The 14013-nt window shown below is 70.9% G+C and carries 14 protein-coding genes; 8 read left to right on the plus strand and 6 right to left on the minus strand.

What is annotated here, in order from left to right; genetic code table 11:
- The first annotated feature begins 21 nt into the window (after positions 1-21).
- Positions 22-714 carry a helix-turn-helix transcriptional regulator gene (locus ACZ7EC_RS19975; protein WP_471064203.1) on the plus strand — a complete coding sequence of 231 codons (693 nt, stop codon included), beginning with the start codon at positions 22-24 and terminating at the stop codon, positions 712-714.
- A gap of 37 nt (positions 715-751) precedes the next feature.
- On the opposite strand, the gene ACZ7EC_RS19980 is transcribed toward ACZ7EC_RS19975, so the two are convergent.
- Both ACZ7EC_RS19980 and ACZ7EC_RS19985 read right to left on the minus strand, forming a co-directional pair.
- Complete coding sequence (locus ACZ7EC_RS19980; protein WP_471064204.1) at positions 752-1051, minus strand: hypothetical protein; 300 nt, start codon at positions 1049-1051, stop codon at positions 752-754.
- 20 nt (positions 1052-1071) lie between these two features.
- Positions 1072-2766: a sodium:solute symporter family protein gene (locus ACZ7EC_RS19985; protein WP_471064206.1), complete on the minus strand. Its 1695-nt coding sequence runs from the start codon at positions 2764-2766 to the stop codon at positions 1072-1074.
- 158 nt (positions 2767-2924) lie between these two features.
- Between ACZ7EC_RS19985 and galT the strand changes: the two genes are divergently transcribed.
- The 3 genes from galT to galK are packed head-to-tail and all read left to right on the plus strand — an operon-like array spanning position 2925 to position 6099.
- Positions 2925-3986: a galactose-1-phosphate uridylyltransferase gene (gene galT, locus ACZ7EC_RS19990; RefSeq protein ID WP_471064208.1), complete on the plus strand. Its 1062-nt coding sequence runs from the start codon at positions 2925-2927 to the stop codon at positions 3984-3986.
- On the plus strand, positions 3983-4945 hold the full coding sequence (galE, locus tag ACZ7EC_RS19995) for a UDP-glucose 4-epimerase GalE (RefSeq protein ID WP_471064210.1): 963 nt from the start codon (positions 3983-3985) through the stop codon (positions 4943-4945). The genes galT and galE overlap by 4 nt, the downstream gene beginning before the upstream one ends.
- Positions 4945-6099, plus strand: a complete 1155-nt coding sequence (gene galK, locus ACZ7EC_RS20000) for a galactokinase (RefSeq protein WP_471064211.1) — start codon at positions 4945-4947, stop codon at positions 6097-6099. Before galE ends, galK begins: the two co-directional genes overlap by 1 nt.
- A gap of 27 nt (positions 6100-6126) precedes the next feature.
- Here the strand turns inward: galK and ACZ7EC_RS20005 are convergent, their stop codons facing one another.
- Entirely contained in the window at positions 6127-6579 is a 453-nt protein-coding gene (locus ACZ7EC_RS20005) for a GNAT family N-acetyltransferase (RefSeq protein WP_471064213.1), read from the minus strand.
- A 105-nt stretch (positions 6580-6684) separates the two neighbouring features.
- Here ACZ7EC_RS20005 and ACZ7EC_RS20010 point away from each other — a divergent pair, with 105 nt between their 5' ends.
- Positions 6685-7452 (plus strand): LuxR C-terminal-related transcriptional regulator, encoded by a 768-nt coding sequence (locus tag ACZ7EC_RS20010; RefSeq protein ID WP_471064215.1) that lies wholly within the window; start codon positions 6685-6687, stop codon positions 7450-7452.
- Here the strand turns inward: ACZ7EC_RS20010 and tamR are convergent.
- Positions 7411-7908, minus strand: a complete 498-nt coding sequence (tamR, locus tag ACZ7EC_RS20015; protein WP_471064217.1) for a MarR family transcriptional regulator TamR — start codon at positions 7906-7908, stop codon at positions 7411-7413. The genes ACZ7EC_RS20010 and tamR overlap by 42 nt on opposite strands.
- A 103-nt stretch (positions 7909-8011) precedes the next feature.
- Here tamR and ACZ7EC_RS20020 point away from each other — a divergent pair, with 103 nt between their 5' ends.
- Together ACZ7EC_RS20020 and ACZ7EC_RS20025 are read left to right on the plus strand one after the other, a co-directional pair.
- The gene (locus ACZ7EC_RS20020; protein WP_471064218.1) at positions 8012-8824 is read left to right on the plus strand and encodes a trans-aconitate 2-methyltransferase; all 813 of its coding nucleotides are present in this window, start codon (positions 8012-8014) and stop codon (positions 8822-8824) included.
- Positions 8825-8826: 2 nt separating this feature from the next.
- Complete coding sequence (locus ACZ7EC_RS20025) at positions 8827-9186, plus strand: VOC family protein (protein ID WP_471064219.1); 360 nt, start codon at positions 8827-8829, stop codon at positions 9184-9186.
- 68 nt (positions 9187-9254) lie between these two features.
- Here the strand turns inward: ACZ7EC_RS20025 and ACZ7EC_RS20030 are convergent, their stop codons facing one another.
- The gene (locus ACZ7EC_RS20030) at positions 9255-9932 is read right to left on the minus strand and encodes a TetR family transcriptional regulator (protein ID WP_471064221.1); all 678 of its coding nucleotides are present in this window, start codon (positions 9930-9932) and stop codon (positions 9255-9257) included.
- A complete protein-coding gene (locus ACZ7EC_RS20035; RefSeq protein ID WP_471064222.1) occupies positions 9929-10936 on the minus strand; it encodes an acyl-CoA desaturase in 1008 nt (335 codons plus the stop codon). The genes ACZ7EC_RS20030 and ACZ7EC_RS20035 overlap by 4 nt, the downstream gene beginning before the upstream one ends.
- Positions 10937-11241: 305 nt before the next feature.
- Between ACZ7EC_RS20035 and ppc the strand changes: the two genes are divergently transcribed.
- Positions 11242-13974, plus strand: coding sequence for a phosphoenolpyruvate carboxylase (gene ppc, locus ACZ7EC_RS20040; RefSeq protein ID WP_471064224.1), 2733 nt, complete (start codon positions 11242-11244; stop codon positions 13972-13974).
- Positions 13975-14013: the final 39 nt, after the last annotated feature.

Genomic DNA, 14013 nt, shown 5'->3' on the forward strand with positions numbered 1-14013 from the left:
GCGGGACTGGGGGGTTTCTCTATGGGAGTACGGCTCATGGTCGTGGACGACCATCGCCTGCTCGCGGAGGCGCTGGCATCGGCGCTGAAACTGCGCGGGCACCGGGTGCTCGCCTCGGCCGCGCCCGCCGCGGGCGCCGCGGATCTGGTGATCGCGCGGGCGCCGGAGGTGTGCCTGCTGGGCACGGGCGCCCCGGCCGAGCCGGGGGCCTTCGACCCGGTGGCGAAGATCAAGCGGGAGCGGCCGCAGGTGGCGGTGGTGGTGCTCGGTCCGGTGCCCTCGCCGCGCGGGATCGCCGCGGCGTTCGCGGCCGGCGCGTCGGGGTACGTACGGCACGACGAGCGCATCGAGGGGGTCGAGCGCGCGCTCCTGAAGGCGCGGGCGGGCGAGTCGGCGGTGGCCCCGGCGCTCCTCAAGGAGGCGTTCGGGGAACTGCTGAACCCCGCCGCTCAGCCGGACGACGAGGCCCAGCGACTGCTGAGCGTGCTGACGCCGCGTGAGGTCGAGGTCCTCGTGCGGGTCGCCGACGGCGAGGACACCCGCGTGATCGCCTCCGGCATGCGGATAGCACCGAGCACGGCGCGGACGCATGTGCAGCGGGTGCTGATGAAACTGGGTGTCGGGTCGCGCCTGGAGGCGGCGGCGCTGGCCGCGCGCACGGGGCTGCTGGACCGTGCGGGGCCGCTGAACCACCAGGCGGGGCCGGGGTCGTAGTCCCCGGCCCCGCTGCGGCCCGCGCCGCCGAGGGGGCTCAATCCTCCTGCTGCGGCACCACGGGCCTGAGCTTGAGCCACACCAGGAAGAAGACGCCCAGCACCAGCATCCCGATCCCGGTCCACAGGTTGATGTTGACCCCCTGGGCCTTGTCGATCGCGGACCGCGAATCGGTGATCCCGGCGATCGTGACGATCACGCCGTAGACCACGAAAAGCCCGCCGATGATCCGGCGCAGATCGAAGATGCTGGACGCCGTCGCCGACTTGGTCTCCAGCTCGGTGACCTCGCGCGCGATGTCGCCCTCGGTGTAATGGTGTTCGGAGTTCTCGGACATGTTCCCTCGATCCTCCCGCGTCAGAACGAGAACGGGATGTAGCAGACGGCGGCCAGCACGACCGCACCCCAGCCCAGCAGCGCCGGCCTGCGGTACCACGCGTCGTCACCGGGCGCCGGCGGCTCGGACATCCCCGGCGACCGGGTGCCGTAGACCAGGCCCTGGAGTTCCTGCGCGGGCTTCGGCTTGGTGAACAGCGACACCAGGACCATCACCACCGCGCCGGCGACGAACCCGGCGATCGCCGAGACGAAGTTGGCGCCCTGGTCGGAGGGGATGGAGATGATCCCCTTCTTGTAGAGGACGAAGTAGTTGACCATCGCGGTGATGGTGCCCGCGAGCAGCCCCCAGAAGCCGGACTTGACCGACGCCCGCTTCCAGAACATGCCGATGATGAAGACGACGAACATCGGCACGTTGAAGAAGGAGAACAGGGTCTGGAGGTAGGACATGATGTTCGAGAACGACGACGCGAGGAACGCCGTGCCCACCGACGCGCAGACGCCGATCACGGTGATCCACCGGCCGAACCGCACGTAGTACGCGTCCTCCCGCCCGCGCACCACGTACTTCGCCCAGATGTCCGTGGTGAACACGGTGTTGAAGGACGACACGTTGGCCGCCATGCCGGCCATGAACGCGGCGAGCAGACCGGTGACCGCGATGCCGAGCACACCGTTGGGCAGCAGCTCCTGCATCAGGTACGGAATGGCGTCGTTGTACTGGAGCCCGGAGCCGCTGGTGCCGATACCGGGCACCAGCGCGGCCGCGACCAGGCCCGGAATCATCACGAGGAAGACGATGAAGATCTTCGGGTACGCGGCGATCAGCGGCGTGCGGCGCCCCGCCGAGAGGTTCTTCGCGGACAGGGCCCGCTGCACCTCGGCGAAGTTGGTGGTCCAGTAGCCGAAGGAGAGCACGAAGCCGAGGCCGAGCACGATCGTCAGCCAGTTCGCGCCGAGCGGGTTGCTGCTGCCGATCCCGGTGCCGCCCCACGCGGTGGTGAAGTTGTGCCCGTGGGTCTCGGCGAGCTTGTGGGTCAGCCCGCCCCAGCCGCCGACCTTGCGCAGCCCGAGGATGGTGATCGGGATGAGCGCGGCCAGGATCACGAAGAACTGGAGCACCTCGTTGTAGATCGCCGAGGACAGGCCGCCCAGCGTGATGTACGCGAGCACGAAGGCGCCGGCGACCACGATGGCCACCCACTGCGGCCAGCCGAGCAGCGCCTCGACCACGATCGCGAGGGCGTACAGGTTGACGCCGGCGATCAGGATCGCGGCGAAGGCGAACAGGATCGAACTGAGCAGATGGGCTGCCTTGTCGAAGCGCAGCAGCAGGAACTCGGGGACCGAGCGGACCTTGCTGCCGTAGTAGAACGGCATCATCACCAGGCCGAGGAAGACCATGGCGGGGATGGCGCCGATCCAGTACCAGTGCACGGTGTAGGCACCGTACTGGGCGCTGTTGGCCGCCATGCCGAGGATCTCGGTGGCCGCCAGGTTCGCCGAGATGAAGGCGAGGCCGGTGATCCAGGCGGGCAGCGAGCGTCCGGAGAGGAAGAAGTCGAGGCTGGTCTTGACCGACCGGCGGGCGGCGAAGCCGATGCCGAGCACGACGACGAAGTAGATCGCCAGGATCGTGTAGTCCAGCCAGTTGGTCGGGAGCCGTAGCTCGGCCGCCGCCAGATACGTATGCGCGTATGTGGACGTTTGCATAAGAACTCGCTTCGTTGCGCGAACTGATCAGAGCGGAACCTACGCCTGTGTATTTAGAAAATGAACAGTTGTGATGGTGATCTTTGTTCGATTGTGATGATCTGATTCTGTGTCGGGTTGTGGTCTGTTATGTTTGATTCTGTTGAGAGGAGTCCGGCGTGAAGAAGACCCCGACCTCGCTGGCCGACGGTCGCGAGCTGATCTACTACGACCTGCGGGACGACACCGTGCGCGACGCCGTCGACCGCCGCCCGCTGGACCGCACGGCCACCACCTCCGAGATCCGCCGCGATCCGCTGCTCGGCGACCGGGTCGCCGTCGCCTCCCACCGGCAGGGCCGCACCTACCACCCGCCGGCCGACCAGTGCCCGCTGTGCCCGACCGAGGGCGAGCGGCTCAGCGAGATCCCGGACTCCTCGTACGACGTCGTCGTCTTCGAGAACCGCTTCCCCTCGCTCGCCGGCGACTCCGGGCGCTGCGAGGTCGTCTGCTTCACCTCCGACCACGACGCCTCCTTCGCCGACCTCACCCCCGAGCAGGGGCGCCTGGTGCTGGACGCGTGGACCGACCGCACGGCGGAGCTGTCGCAGCTGCCCTGTGTCGAGCAGGTGTTCTGCTTCGAGAACCGCGGCGCCGAGATCGGTGTGACCCTCGGTCACCCGCACGGACAGATCTACGCCTACCCCTTCACCACCCCGCGCACCGCGCAGATGCTCCGCTCGCTCGCCGAGCACCGGGCGGCCCACGGCGGGGAGAACCTGTTCGACGCCGTCCTGGAGAGCGAACGCGCCGGTGAGCGGGTCGTCCTGGAGGGTGAACACTGGGTGGCCTTCGTGCCGTACGCGGCGCACTGGCCGTACGAGGTCCACCTGTACCCCAAGCGCCGCGTCCCCGATCTGCTCGCGCTGGACGAGGCGGCGCGCGCCGAGTTCCCCGGCCTGTATCTGGAGCTCCTGAGGCGTTTCGACCGGATCTTCGGGCCCGGCGAGCCGCCGACGCCGTACATCGCCGCCTGGCACCAGGCGCCGTTCGGCCCGCTCGCCGGTCTCGGCGGGGTGACGCGGGAGGACTTCGCGCTCCATCTGGAGCTTTTCACCATCCGCCGCACTTCCGGCAAGCTGAAGTTTCTCGCGGGTTCCGAGTCCGGCATGAGCGTGTTCATCAACGACGTGCCGCCGGAACGCGCGGCCGAGCGACTGCGAGAGGTAGCGACTTCATGAAGTACCTGGTGACGGGTGGCGCGGGTTACGTCGGCAGCGTGGTGGCCCAGCATCTGCTGGAGGCCGGACACGAGGTCACCGTCCTCGACAACCTCTCCACCGGCTTCCGCGAGGGCGTCCCGGCCGGCGCCGCCTTCGTCGAGGGCGACATCCGCGACGCCGCCAAGTGGCTCGACGCCTCCTACCACGGCGTGCTGCACTTCGCCGCGTTCTCGCAGGTCGGCGAGTCCGTGGTGCGGCCCGAGAAGTACTGGGACAACAACGTCGCCGGCACCCTCGCGCTGCTCGGCGCGATGCGCGAGGCGGGCGTGCGCACCCTCGTCTTCTCCTCCACCGCCGCCACCTACGGCGAGCCCGAGCAGGTCCCGATCACCGAGTCCGCCCCGACCCGCCCGACCAGCCCCTACGGGGCGTCCAAGCTCGCCGTCGACCACATGATCACCGGCGAGGCACACGCCCACGGCCTCGCGGCGGTCTCGCTGCGCTACTTCAACGTGGCGGGCGCGTACGGCGCGTACGGCGAGCGCCACGACCCCGAGTCGCACCTCATCCCGCTCGTCCTCCAGGTCGCGCAGGGCCGCCGCGAGGCCATCTCCGTCTACGGCGACGACTACCCGACCCCCGACGGCACCTGCGTGCGCGACTACATCCACGTCGCCGACCTCGCCGACGCGCACCTGCTGGCGCTGACGGCCGCGCGCCCCGGCGAGCACCTGATCTGCAACCTCGGCAACGGCAACGGCTTCTCCGTGCGCGAGGTCATCGAGACCGTCCGCGAGGTCACCGGGCACCCGGTCCCCGAGGTCGCCGCCCCGCGCCGGGGCGGCGATCCGGCGGTCCTGGTCGCCGCCGCGGACACCGCCCGCGAGAAACTGGGCTGGAACCCGACCCGCGCGGATCTCGCGGGCATCGTCGCGGACGCCTGGGAGTTCGCGCAGAACCTGGCCGAGGAGGACTAGTGGGGGCACAGCAGGTCGCCGAGCGCTTCACCGAGCTGTACGGAGCGCGCCCGGAGGGCGTGTGGGCGGCGCCGGGACGGGTCAACCTGATCGGCGAGCACACCGACTACAACGACGGCTTCGTCATGCCGTTCGCGCTGCCCCACCAGGCACTCGCGGCGGTCTCCCGCCGCGCCGACGGCCTGCTGCGCCTGCACTCGGCGGACATGGCCGGGGGCGTCGTCGAGCTGCGCCTCGACGCGCTCGCGCCGGGCAGCGACCCGCACTGGACGGCGTACCCGGCGGGCGTCGTCTGGGCCCTGCGCGAGGCGGGCCACGCCGTCACCGGCGCGGACATCCACCTCTCCTCGACCGTGCCCACCGGCGCCGGCCTGTCCTCCTCCGCCGCCCTGGAGGTCGTGATCGCCCTCGCCCTCGGCGAGCTGTACGGCCTCGGCCTCGCCCGCTGGCAGCTCGCCCGGCTGTGCCAGCGCGCCGAGAACGTCTACGTCGGCGCGCCGACCGGCATCATGGACCAGACAGCCGCCGCGTGCTGCGAGCCGGGCCACGCCCTCTTCCTCGACACCCGCGACCTGTCCCAGCGGCAGATCCCCTTCGACCTCGCGGCCGAGGGCCTGCGCCTCCTGGTGGTCGACACGCAGGTCAAGCACGCCCACAGCGGCGGCGAGTACGGCAAGCGCCGGGCCGGCTGCGAGAAGGGCGCGGCCCTGCTCGGCGTCGACGCCCTGCGCGACATCGCCTACGCCGACCTGGACGCGGCACTGGCCCAGCTGGGCGAGGAGGAGGAGATCCGCCGTCTGGTCCGCCACGTCGTGACCGAGGACGAGCGCGTCGAGCGCACGGTCGCCCTGCTGCGCGCCGGCACCCCCCGCGCCATCGGCCCGGTCCTCACCGAGGGCCACGCCTCGCTGCGCGACGACTTCCGCATCTCCTGCCCGGAACTGGACCTGGTCGTCGACACCGCCCTCGCGCACGGCGCCCTCGGCGCCCGTATGACCGGCGGCGGCTTCGGCGGCTCGGCCATCGTCCTCACGGAGTCCACCGAGGTCCCCACCCTCACCAAAGCCCTGGAAGAGGCCTTCACGGCAGCGGCGTTCACGACCCCCCGGATCTTCGAGGCGGTGCCGTCGGCGGGGGCGCGCCGGGTGGTCTGACGCGGCGGCCCCCGGCGTGATCCCCCGTCAGACGAGCCGTTTCACCAGGGTGTACTCCGTGATTCCCGGCGGATAGTCGGGGATCTCGCAGACCACGTCGTAGCCCTGGCGGCGGTAGAAGGCCGGGGCCTGGAAGTCCCAGGTCTCCAGGCGGGCGGCGGTGCAGCCGCGGTCGGCGGCGAGGCGTTCGGCGCGGGCCAGGAGGTGGGTGCCGAGGCCCGTGCCGCGGTGCGGGGCGTCCACCCACAGGTAGGTGACGTGCAGCCAGGCGGTCCAGGTGTGACCCACCAGGCCGCCCGCGAGGGCGCCGGCCGGATCGAGGGCCCAGACGTGCAGCGGGACTTCGCGCTCGGCGGGGGTGCCGCGCAGGGCGGCGAGGACCGGCGAGGCCGCCGTGTTGGTGTCCAGCAGCCGGGTGCGCAGCAAGTCCTGTCGTGCCTTGTCGACTTCCGCCTCGATACGAAACATGCGGCACACCATAAACGCGCCGGACGGCCAGTTCTGTAAATCTCCTTCCGCTGCGTGCCGGTATCCGTACGCTGAGATCCAGCGACCGGTGGGGACTGGTGCCGTTCAGGGGGTTCTGTGGTTCGTATCCGAGTCCTGGTCGTGGACGACCACCGCATCTTCGCCGAGTCGCTCGCCGCCGCCCTGGCCGCCGAGCCCGATGTCGAGGTCGCCGCCGCGGGCAGCGGCCCGGCCGCGCTGCGCTGCCTGGAGCGGGCCGCCGCCGAGGGCCGCCGCTACGACGTCCTGCTGGTGGACGCCGACCTGGGCGGCAGGCCCACCGGCGGCCGCTCCCCGGTGCCCGTGCGGGACGCGGACGAAGAGGGCCTGGTCGACGGGCTCTCGCTGGTCGCGGGGGTGCGCGCCGTCCAGCCCGCGGTACGCACCGTGGTCCTCGCCGGGAAGGACGATCCGCGCCGCGCCGCCCTCGCGCTCGGCGCCGGCGCCAGCGGCTGGGTCGCCAAGGACTGCTCCCTGTCGCGGCTGCTCGCGGTGATCCGGGGCGTGCTGCGCGACGAGACGCACCTGCCGCCCGCCCTGCTGACCGGCGTGCTCAAGGAGCTGACCGCCGCCCGCAGGCACCGCAGCGAGAGCGAACGCCTGGTGGAGTCCCTCACCCCGAGGGAGCGGGAGGTGCTGCGCTGCATGGTCGCGGGCCTGGGCCGCAAGGCCGTCGCCGAACGGCTGTTCCTGTCCCCGCACACCGTCCGCACCCATATGCAGAACGTCCTCGGCAAACTCGGCGTCCACTCCACCCTGGCCGCCGTCGCCCTCGCCCGCAGGGCCGGAGTGGGCCCGGTGGACCTAGCCGGGGATGTTGTCGAACGGGGCGGTCAACTGGCGTAGCAGACCCGCCAGTTCCGCCCGCTGCGCGCGGGACAGCTCGCCGAGGATGGCCCGCTCCTGGGCCAGCAGTCCCGCGAGGGACTCGTCGGCGCGGTCCCGGCCGGTGTCGGTCAGCCGCACCAGCACACCGCGGCGGTCACTGGGGTCGGGGAGGCGTTCGACCAGGCCCTTCTTCGCCAGCCGGTCGATCCGGTTGGTCATCGTGCCCGAGGTGACCAGGGTCTGGGTCAGCAGCTGTCCGGGGGAGAGCTGGTACGGCGTGCCCGCGCGCCGCAGCGCGGTCAGCACGTCGAACTCCCAGGGCTCCAGATGGTGCTCGGCGAACGCGAGCCGGCGGGCGCGGTCCAGATGCCGGGCGAGCCGGCTCACCCGGCTGAGCACTTCCAGCGGCTCCACATCGAGGTCCGGACGCTCCCGGCGCCACGCTGCGACCAGCCGATCGACCTCGTCCTCCATGAGATCAGTGTAGTGGTTGTGTCGACATGAAGTCTCTTGGAATCGAGTATCTCCAGCGCGAGTATCTTGACATCGAGAGACCTGGAGCGGGAAAGTGGTCACCATGACGACACCGACCTGGGACCCCGGCCAGTACCTCCGGCACGCCGGCCACCGCGCCCGCCCCTTCGCCGACCTCCTCGCCCGCGTCCCCGCCCTGCCCGGCGCCCGGCCCCGCATCGCCGACCTCGGCTGCGGCCCCGGCAACGTCACCGCCACCCTCGCCGAGCGCTGGCCCACCGCGCACATCACCGGGTACGACAACTCGCCCGAGATGCTGGACACCGCCCACACCCGGCACGAGGGCCCCACCCCCGGCGGCGGACGGCTGGACTTCGCACACGCCGACGCCCGCACCTGGACACCCGAGGAGCCGTACGACCTGATCGTGTCCAACGCCGCCTTCCAGTGGGTGCCCGGCCACCTCGACCGGTTCGCCGACTGGATCGCGGCCCTCGCCCCCGGCGGGACCTTCGCCTTCCAGGTGCCGGCCAACACCGACGCCCGGCAGCACGTCCTGCTGCGCGAACTGGCCGCCGACCCGCGCTGGCGCGACCGGCTCGCCGGGGTGCCGCGCCGCACCGACTCCGTGCACACCCCCGCCGCCTACCTGGACCGCCTCGCCCGCCTCGGCTGCGCCGCCGACGTCTGGGAGACCACGTACCTGCACGTCCTGCACGGCGAAGACCCGGTTCTCGACTGGATGAAGGGCACCGGCCTGCGGCCCGTCCTCACCGCGCTCGCCGACGACCCCGAGGCGCGGGAGGCGTTCCTCACCGCCTACCGCGACCTGCTGCGCGCGGCCTACCCGAGGGAGCCCTACGGCACCGTCCTGCCCTTTCGCCGCCTGTTCGCCGTCGCCGTGAAGGAGGACTGACCATGCTGGTGGCCGTCGACCATGTACAGCTCGCGGCGCCGCCCGGATCGGAGGAGGCGCTGCGCTCGTACTACGCCGGTGTCCTCGGTATGACCGAGGTCCCCAAACCGCCGGTGCTCGCGGCCCGCGGCGGCTGCTGGTTCGAGGCCGGCCCCGTCCGCCTCCACCTCGGCATCGAAGAAGACTTCCGCCCCGCCGAGAAGGCCCATCCGGGTCTCGAAGTGCGGGACATCGAGGCGTACGCCGCCCGCCTCGCCGCCCATGGCGCGCCTGTGACCTGGGACGACAACCTCCCCGGCCATCTGCGTTTCTACTCGCGGGACCCGGTCGGCAACCGCCTGGAATTCCTTCAGCCGCGCTAGGGTCTTTCGTTCGGATCACGCCGGGCTCGCCTGATCCGGACGAAGGACCCTGGCCCCGGCCGCGCCGCCTATGCCTTGCGGTGGCCTATCAGTCGCGGCCGCTGCTCCAGCCCGTCGAGGCCGTGCCACGCCAGGTTCACCAGATGCGCCGCCACCTCCGCCTTCTTCGGGCGGCGCACGTCCAGCCACCACTGGCCGGTCAGCGCGACCATGCCGACCAGGGCCTGGGCGTACAGCGGGGCGAGCTTGGGATCGAAGCCGCGGGACTTGAACTCGCGGCCCAGGATGTCCTCCACCTGCGTGGCGATGTCGGAGATCAGCGACGCGAAGGAGCCCGTCGACTGCGGGATCGGCGAATCGCGGACGAGGATGCGGAAACCGTCCGTGCACTCCTCGATGTAGTCGAGCAGCGCGAACGCCGCCTGCTCGCACAGCTCGCGCGGATGACCGGCCGTCAGCGAACCGGTCACCATGTCCAGCAGCCGCCGCATCTCGCGGTCGACCACCACCGCGTACAGCCCCTCCTTGCCGCCGAAGTGCTCGTACACCACCGGCTTGGAAACCCCGGCCTTGGCCGCGATCTCCTCCACCGAGGTGCCCTCGAACCCCTTCGCCGCGAAGAGGGTGCGACCGATCTCCAGCAACTGCTGGCGGCGCTCGGCACCGGTCATACGGGTCCGGCGGGTCCGCCGCTGCTTGTCAGTGCCTGGATTGCTGCTGGAATCGGTCGCCACGGCCTCCATCATGCCGCCTCGGCGGTGTCCTTCCGGCGCCGGGAGCGGCCATCCGCGTCGCTGCGGCGCGAATCGATACGCGAGCGTGACGGCCAGCGCACGTCGTACGCCCATCCCAGCTGCTCGAAGATCCGGATGAACCGGGCCGAGGAGTCGAGCTGCCCGCGCATCACTCCGTGCCGCGCCGAGGTCGGGTCGGCGTGGTGCAGGTTGTGCCAGGACTCCCCGCAGGACAGCACCGCCAGCCACCACACATTGCCCGAACGGTCCCGCGACTTGAACGGCCGCTTGCCCACCGCGTGGCAGATCGAGTTGATCGACCACGTCACGTGGTGCAGTAGCGCCACCCGCACGAGTGAACCCCAGAAGAATCCGGTGAACGCTCCCCACCAGGACATCGTCGCCAGACCGCCGATCAGCGCGGGCAGCAGCAGGGACAGCGCCGTCCACAGCACGAACAGCCGGGAGATCGTCCGCAGCGCGGGGTCCTTGACCAGATCCGGCGCGTACTTCTCCTGCGAGGTCTGCTCCTCGTCGAACATCCAGGCGATATGCGCCCACCACAGGCCCTTGAGCAGCGCCGGAACCGTCTCGCCGTACTTCCACGGAGAGTGCGGATCACCCTCCGCGTCGGAGAACTTGTGGTGCTTGCGGTGATCGGCCACCCAGCGCACCAGCGGCCCCTCCACGGCCAGCGACCCCATGATCGCCAGCGCGATCCGCAGCGGCCGCTTCGCCTTGAACGAACCGTGGGTGAAGTAGCGGTGGAAACCGATCGTGATGCCGTGGCAGCCGAGGTAGTAGAAGAACACCAGCAGGCCCAGATCGAGCCAGCTCACCCCCCAGCCCCAGGCCAGCGGCACCGCGGCCACCAGTGCCAGGAACGGAACGGTGATGAACAGCAGCAGCGTGATCTGCTCGATCGACCGCTTCTTCTCACCGCCCAGCGTGGCCGGCGGAAGGGAAGTGGCGTCGGCCTTGCGGGCTTCTTCGATCACATCGGGATGTGAGGTCATACGCGTCCCCTGGGGGGTCGAGGGTCGGGGGTGGGTGTGCCGGGCAGCCGGAACCGGACGCGGGGAGTCCACACATCCCTACGGTCCCGTAACCTACGGCATCGTAAGTATGGCAGCGTGCCGAGCGGCGGCAAGTGCCCTGAGATCCTGCGCGTCCCCATCGACACCTATCCTTGGAATCGGTCGGACAGCGCGGTCCGCTGAAGTTTCCTTCCCGGACGCTCCGGCCCGTATGCGGCACAGACCGCGCGGCAGACGGCCGGGTACCTCCCCGTGACGCTTCAACACTGCAAGGAGCCGCACCTGTGAGCAGTGCCGACGACCAGACCACCACGACGAACACCGAGCTGCGCGCCGACATCCGCCGCCTGGGTGACCTCCTTGGAGAAACCCTCGTCCGGCAGGAAGGCCCCGAACTCCTGGAACTGGTCGAGAAGGTCCGCCGCCTCACCCGCGAGGACGGCGAGGCCGCCGCCGAGCTGCTGCGCGGCACCGAACTGGAGACCGCCGCCAAGCTCGTACGCGCCTTCTCCACCTACTTCCACCTCGCCAACATCACCGAACAGGTGCACCGGGGCCGCGAACTGCGCGCCCGGCGCGCCGCCGAGGGCGGCCTCATCGCCCGGACGGCCGACCGCCTCAAGGACGCCGACCCCGAACACCTGCGGGCCACCGTCCACCACCTCAACGTCCGGCCCGTCTTCACCGCCCACCCCACCGAAGCCGCCCGCCGCTCCGTCCTCAACAAGCTCCGGCGCATCGCGGCCCTCCTGGACACCCCCGTCCTGGACTCCGACCGCCGCCGCCACGACACCCGCCTCGCCGAGAACATCGACCTGGTCTGGCAGACCGACGAACTGCGTGTCGTCCGCCCCGAACCCGCCGACGAGGCCCGCAACGCCATCTACTACCTGGACGAGCTCCACGCCGACGCCGTCGGCGACGTCCTGGAGGACCTCACCGCCGAACTCGAACGCGTCGGCGTCCGCCTGCCCGACGACACCCGCCCCCTGACCTTCGGCACCTGGATCGGCGGCGACCGCGACGGCAACCCCAACGTCACCCCCCAGGTCACCTGGGACGTCCTCATCCTCCAGCACGAACACGGCATCAACGACGCCCTGGAGATGATCGACGAACTGCGCGGACTCCTCTCCAACTCCATCCGCTACACCGGAGCCACCGAGGAACTCCTCGACTCCCTTCGCGCCGACCTCGACCGGCTGCCCGAGATCAGCCCCCGCTACAAGCGCCTCAACGCCGAGGAGCCCTACCGCCTCAAGGCCACCTGCATCCGGCAGAAGCTGGAGAACACCAAGCAGCGCCTCGCCAAGGGCACCCCCCACGAGGACGGCCGCGACTACCTCGGCACCGCCGAACTCCTCGCCGACCTGCGCCTCGTCCAGGACTCCCTGCGCCAGCACCGCGGCGCCCTCTTCGCCGACGGCCGGCTGGCCCGCACCATCCGCACCCTCGCCGCCTTCGGCCTCCAGCTCGCCACCATGGACGTCCGCGAACACGCCGACGCCCACCACCACGCCCTCGGCCAGCTGTTCGACCGGCTCGGCGAGGAATCCTGGCGCTACGCCGACATGCCCCGCGAGTACCGCGCCAAGCTCCTCGCCAGGGAACTGCGCTCCCGCCGGCCCCTCGCCCCCACCCCGGCCCCCGTCGACGCCGCCGGCGCCAAGACCCTCGGCGTCTTCACCACGGTCAAGAAGGCCCTCGACGTCTTCGGGCCCGAGGTCATCGAGTCCTACATCATCTCCATGTGCCAGGGCGCCGACGACGTCTTCGCCGCCACCATCCTCGCCCGCGAGGCCGGACTGATCGACCTGCACGCCGGCTGGGCCGAGATCGGCATCGTCCCGCTCCTGGAGACCACCGACGAGCTGCGCGCCGCCGACACCATCCTGGAGGACATGCTCTCCGACCCGTCCTACCGGCGCCTGGTCGCGCTGCGCGGCGACGTCCAGGAGGTCATGCTCGGCTACTCCGACTCCTCCAAGTTCGGCGGCATCACCACCAGCCAGTGGGAGATCCACCGCGCCCAGCGCCGGCTGCGCGACGTCGCCCACCGCTACGGCGTACGCCTGCGCCTCTTCCACGGCCGCGGCGGCACCGTCGGCCGCGGCGGCGGCCCCTCCCACGACGCCATCCTCGCCCAGCCCTGGGGCACCCTCGAAGGCGAGATCAAGGTCACCGAACAGGGCGAGGTCATCTCCGACAAGTACCTCATCCCCTCCCTCGCACGGGAGAACCTCGAACTCACCGTCGCCGCCACCCTCCAGGCATCCGCCCTGCACACCGCGCCCCGCCAGTCCGACGAGGCCCTCGCCCGCTGGGACGCCGCCATGGACGTCGTCTCCGACGCCGCCCACGCCGCCTACCGCCGCCTGGTCGAGGACCCCGACCTGCCGACGTACTTCCTCGCCTCCACGCCGGTCGACCAGCTCGCCGACCTGCACCTGGGCTCACGGCCCTCCCGCCGCCCCGGCTCGGGCGTCTCCCTCGACGGACTGCGCGCCATCCCCTGGGTCTTCGGCTGGACCCAGTCCCGGCAGATCGTCCCCGGCTGGTTCGGCGTCGGCTCCGGACTCAAGGCCCTGCGCGAGGCCGGCCTCGACGGCGTCCTCGACGAGATGCACGAACAGTGGCACTTCTTCCGCAACTTCGTCTCCAACGTCGAGATGACCCTCGCCAAGACCGACCTGCGGATCGCCCGGCACTACGTCGACACCCTCGTCCCCGACGACCTCAAGCACGTCTTCGACACCATCGAGGCCGAGCACGAACTCACCGTCCGCGAGGTCCTGCGCATCACCGGCGAGAACGAACTCCTCGACGCCCAGCCCGTCCTCAAGCAGACCTTCGCCATCCGCGACGCCTACCTGGACCCCATCTCCTACCTCCAGGTCGCCCTGCTCAAGCGCCAGCGCGACGAAGCCGCCGCCGGCCGCGAACCCGACCCGCTGCTCGCCCGCGCCCTGCTCCTCACCGTGAACGGCGTCGCGGCGGGCCTGCGCAACACCGGCTGACCCACCACCGCGAAAGGGTGCCCCCGAGGCCGTACGACC

The organism is Streptomyces sp. NPDC037203, from assembly GCF_055605065.1.

What these genes read in the sequence shown, in the direction of transcription:
- ACZ7EC_RS19975 (WP_471064203.1), top strand. Translation starts at nt 22, where the DNA reads ATGGGAGTACGGCTCATGGTCGTGGACGACCATCGCCTGCTCGCGGAG.
- ACZ7EC_RS19980 (WP_471064204.1), bottom strand. Translation starts at nt 1,051, where the DNA reads ATGTCCGAGAACTCCGAACACCATTACACCGAGGGCGACATCGCGCGC.
- ACZ7EC_RS19985 (WP_471064206.1), bottom strand. Translation starts at nt 2,766, where the DNA reads ATGCAAACGTCCACATACGCGCATACGTATCTGGCGGCGGCCGAGCTA.
- galE (WP_471064210.1), top strand. Translation starts at nt 3,983, where the DNA reads ATGAAGTACCTGGTGACGGGTGGCGCGGGTTACGTCGGCAGCGTGGTG.
- ACZ7EC_RS20005 (WP_471064213.1), bottom strand. Translation starts at nt 6,579, where the DNA reads ATGGTGTGCCGCATGTTTCGTATCGAGGCGGAAGTCGACAAGGCACGA.
- tamR (WP_471064217.1), bottom strand. Translation starts at nt 7,908, where the DNA reads ATGGAGGACGAGGTCGATCGGCTGGTCGCAGCGTGGCGCCGGGAGCGT.
- ACZ7EC_RS20020 (WP_471064218.1), top strand. Translation starts at nt 8,012, where the DNA reads ATGACGACACCGACCTGGGACCCCGGCCAGTACCTCCGGCACGCCGGC.
- ACZ7EC_RS20025 (WP_471064219.1), top strand. Translation starts at nt 8,827, where the DNA reads ATGCTGGTGGCCGTCGACCATGTACAGCTCGCGGCGCCGCCCGGATCG.
- ACZ7EC_RS20030 (WP_471064221.1), bottom strand. Translation starts at nt 9,932, where the DNA reads ATGATGGAGGCCGTGGCGACCGATTCCAGCAGCAATCCAGGCACTGAC.
- ACZ7EC_RS20035 (WP_471064222.1), bottom strand. Translation starts at nt 10,936, where the DNA reads ATGACCTCACATCCCGATGTGATCGAAGAAGCCCGCAAGGCCGACGCC.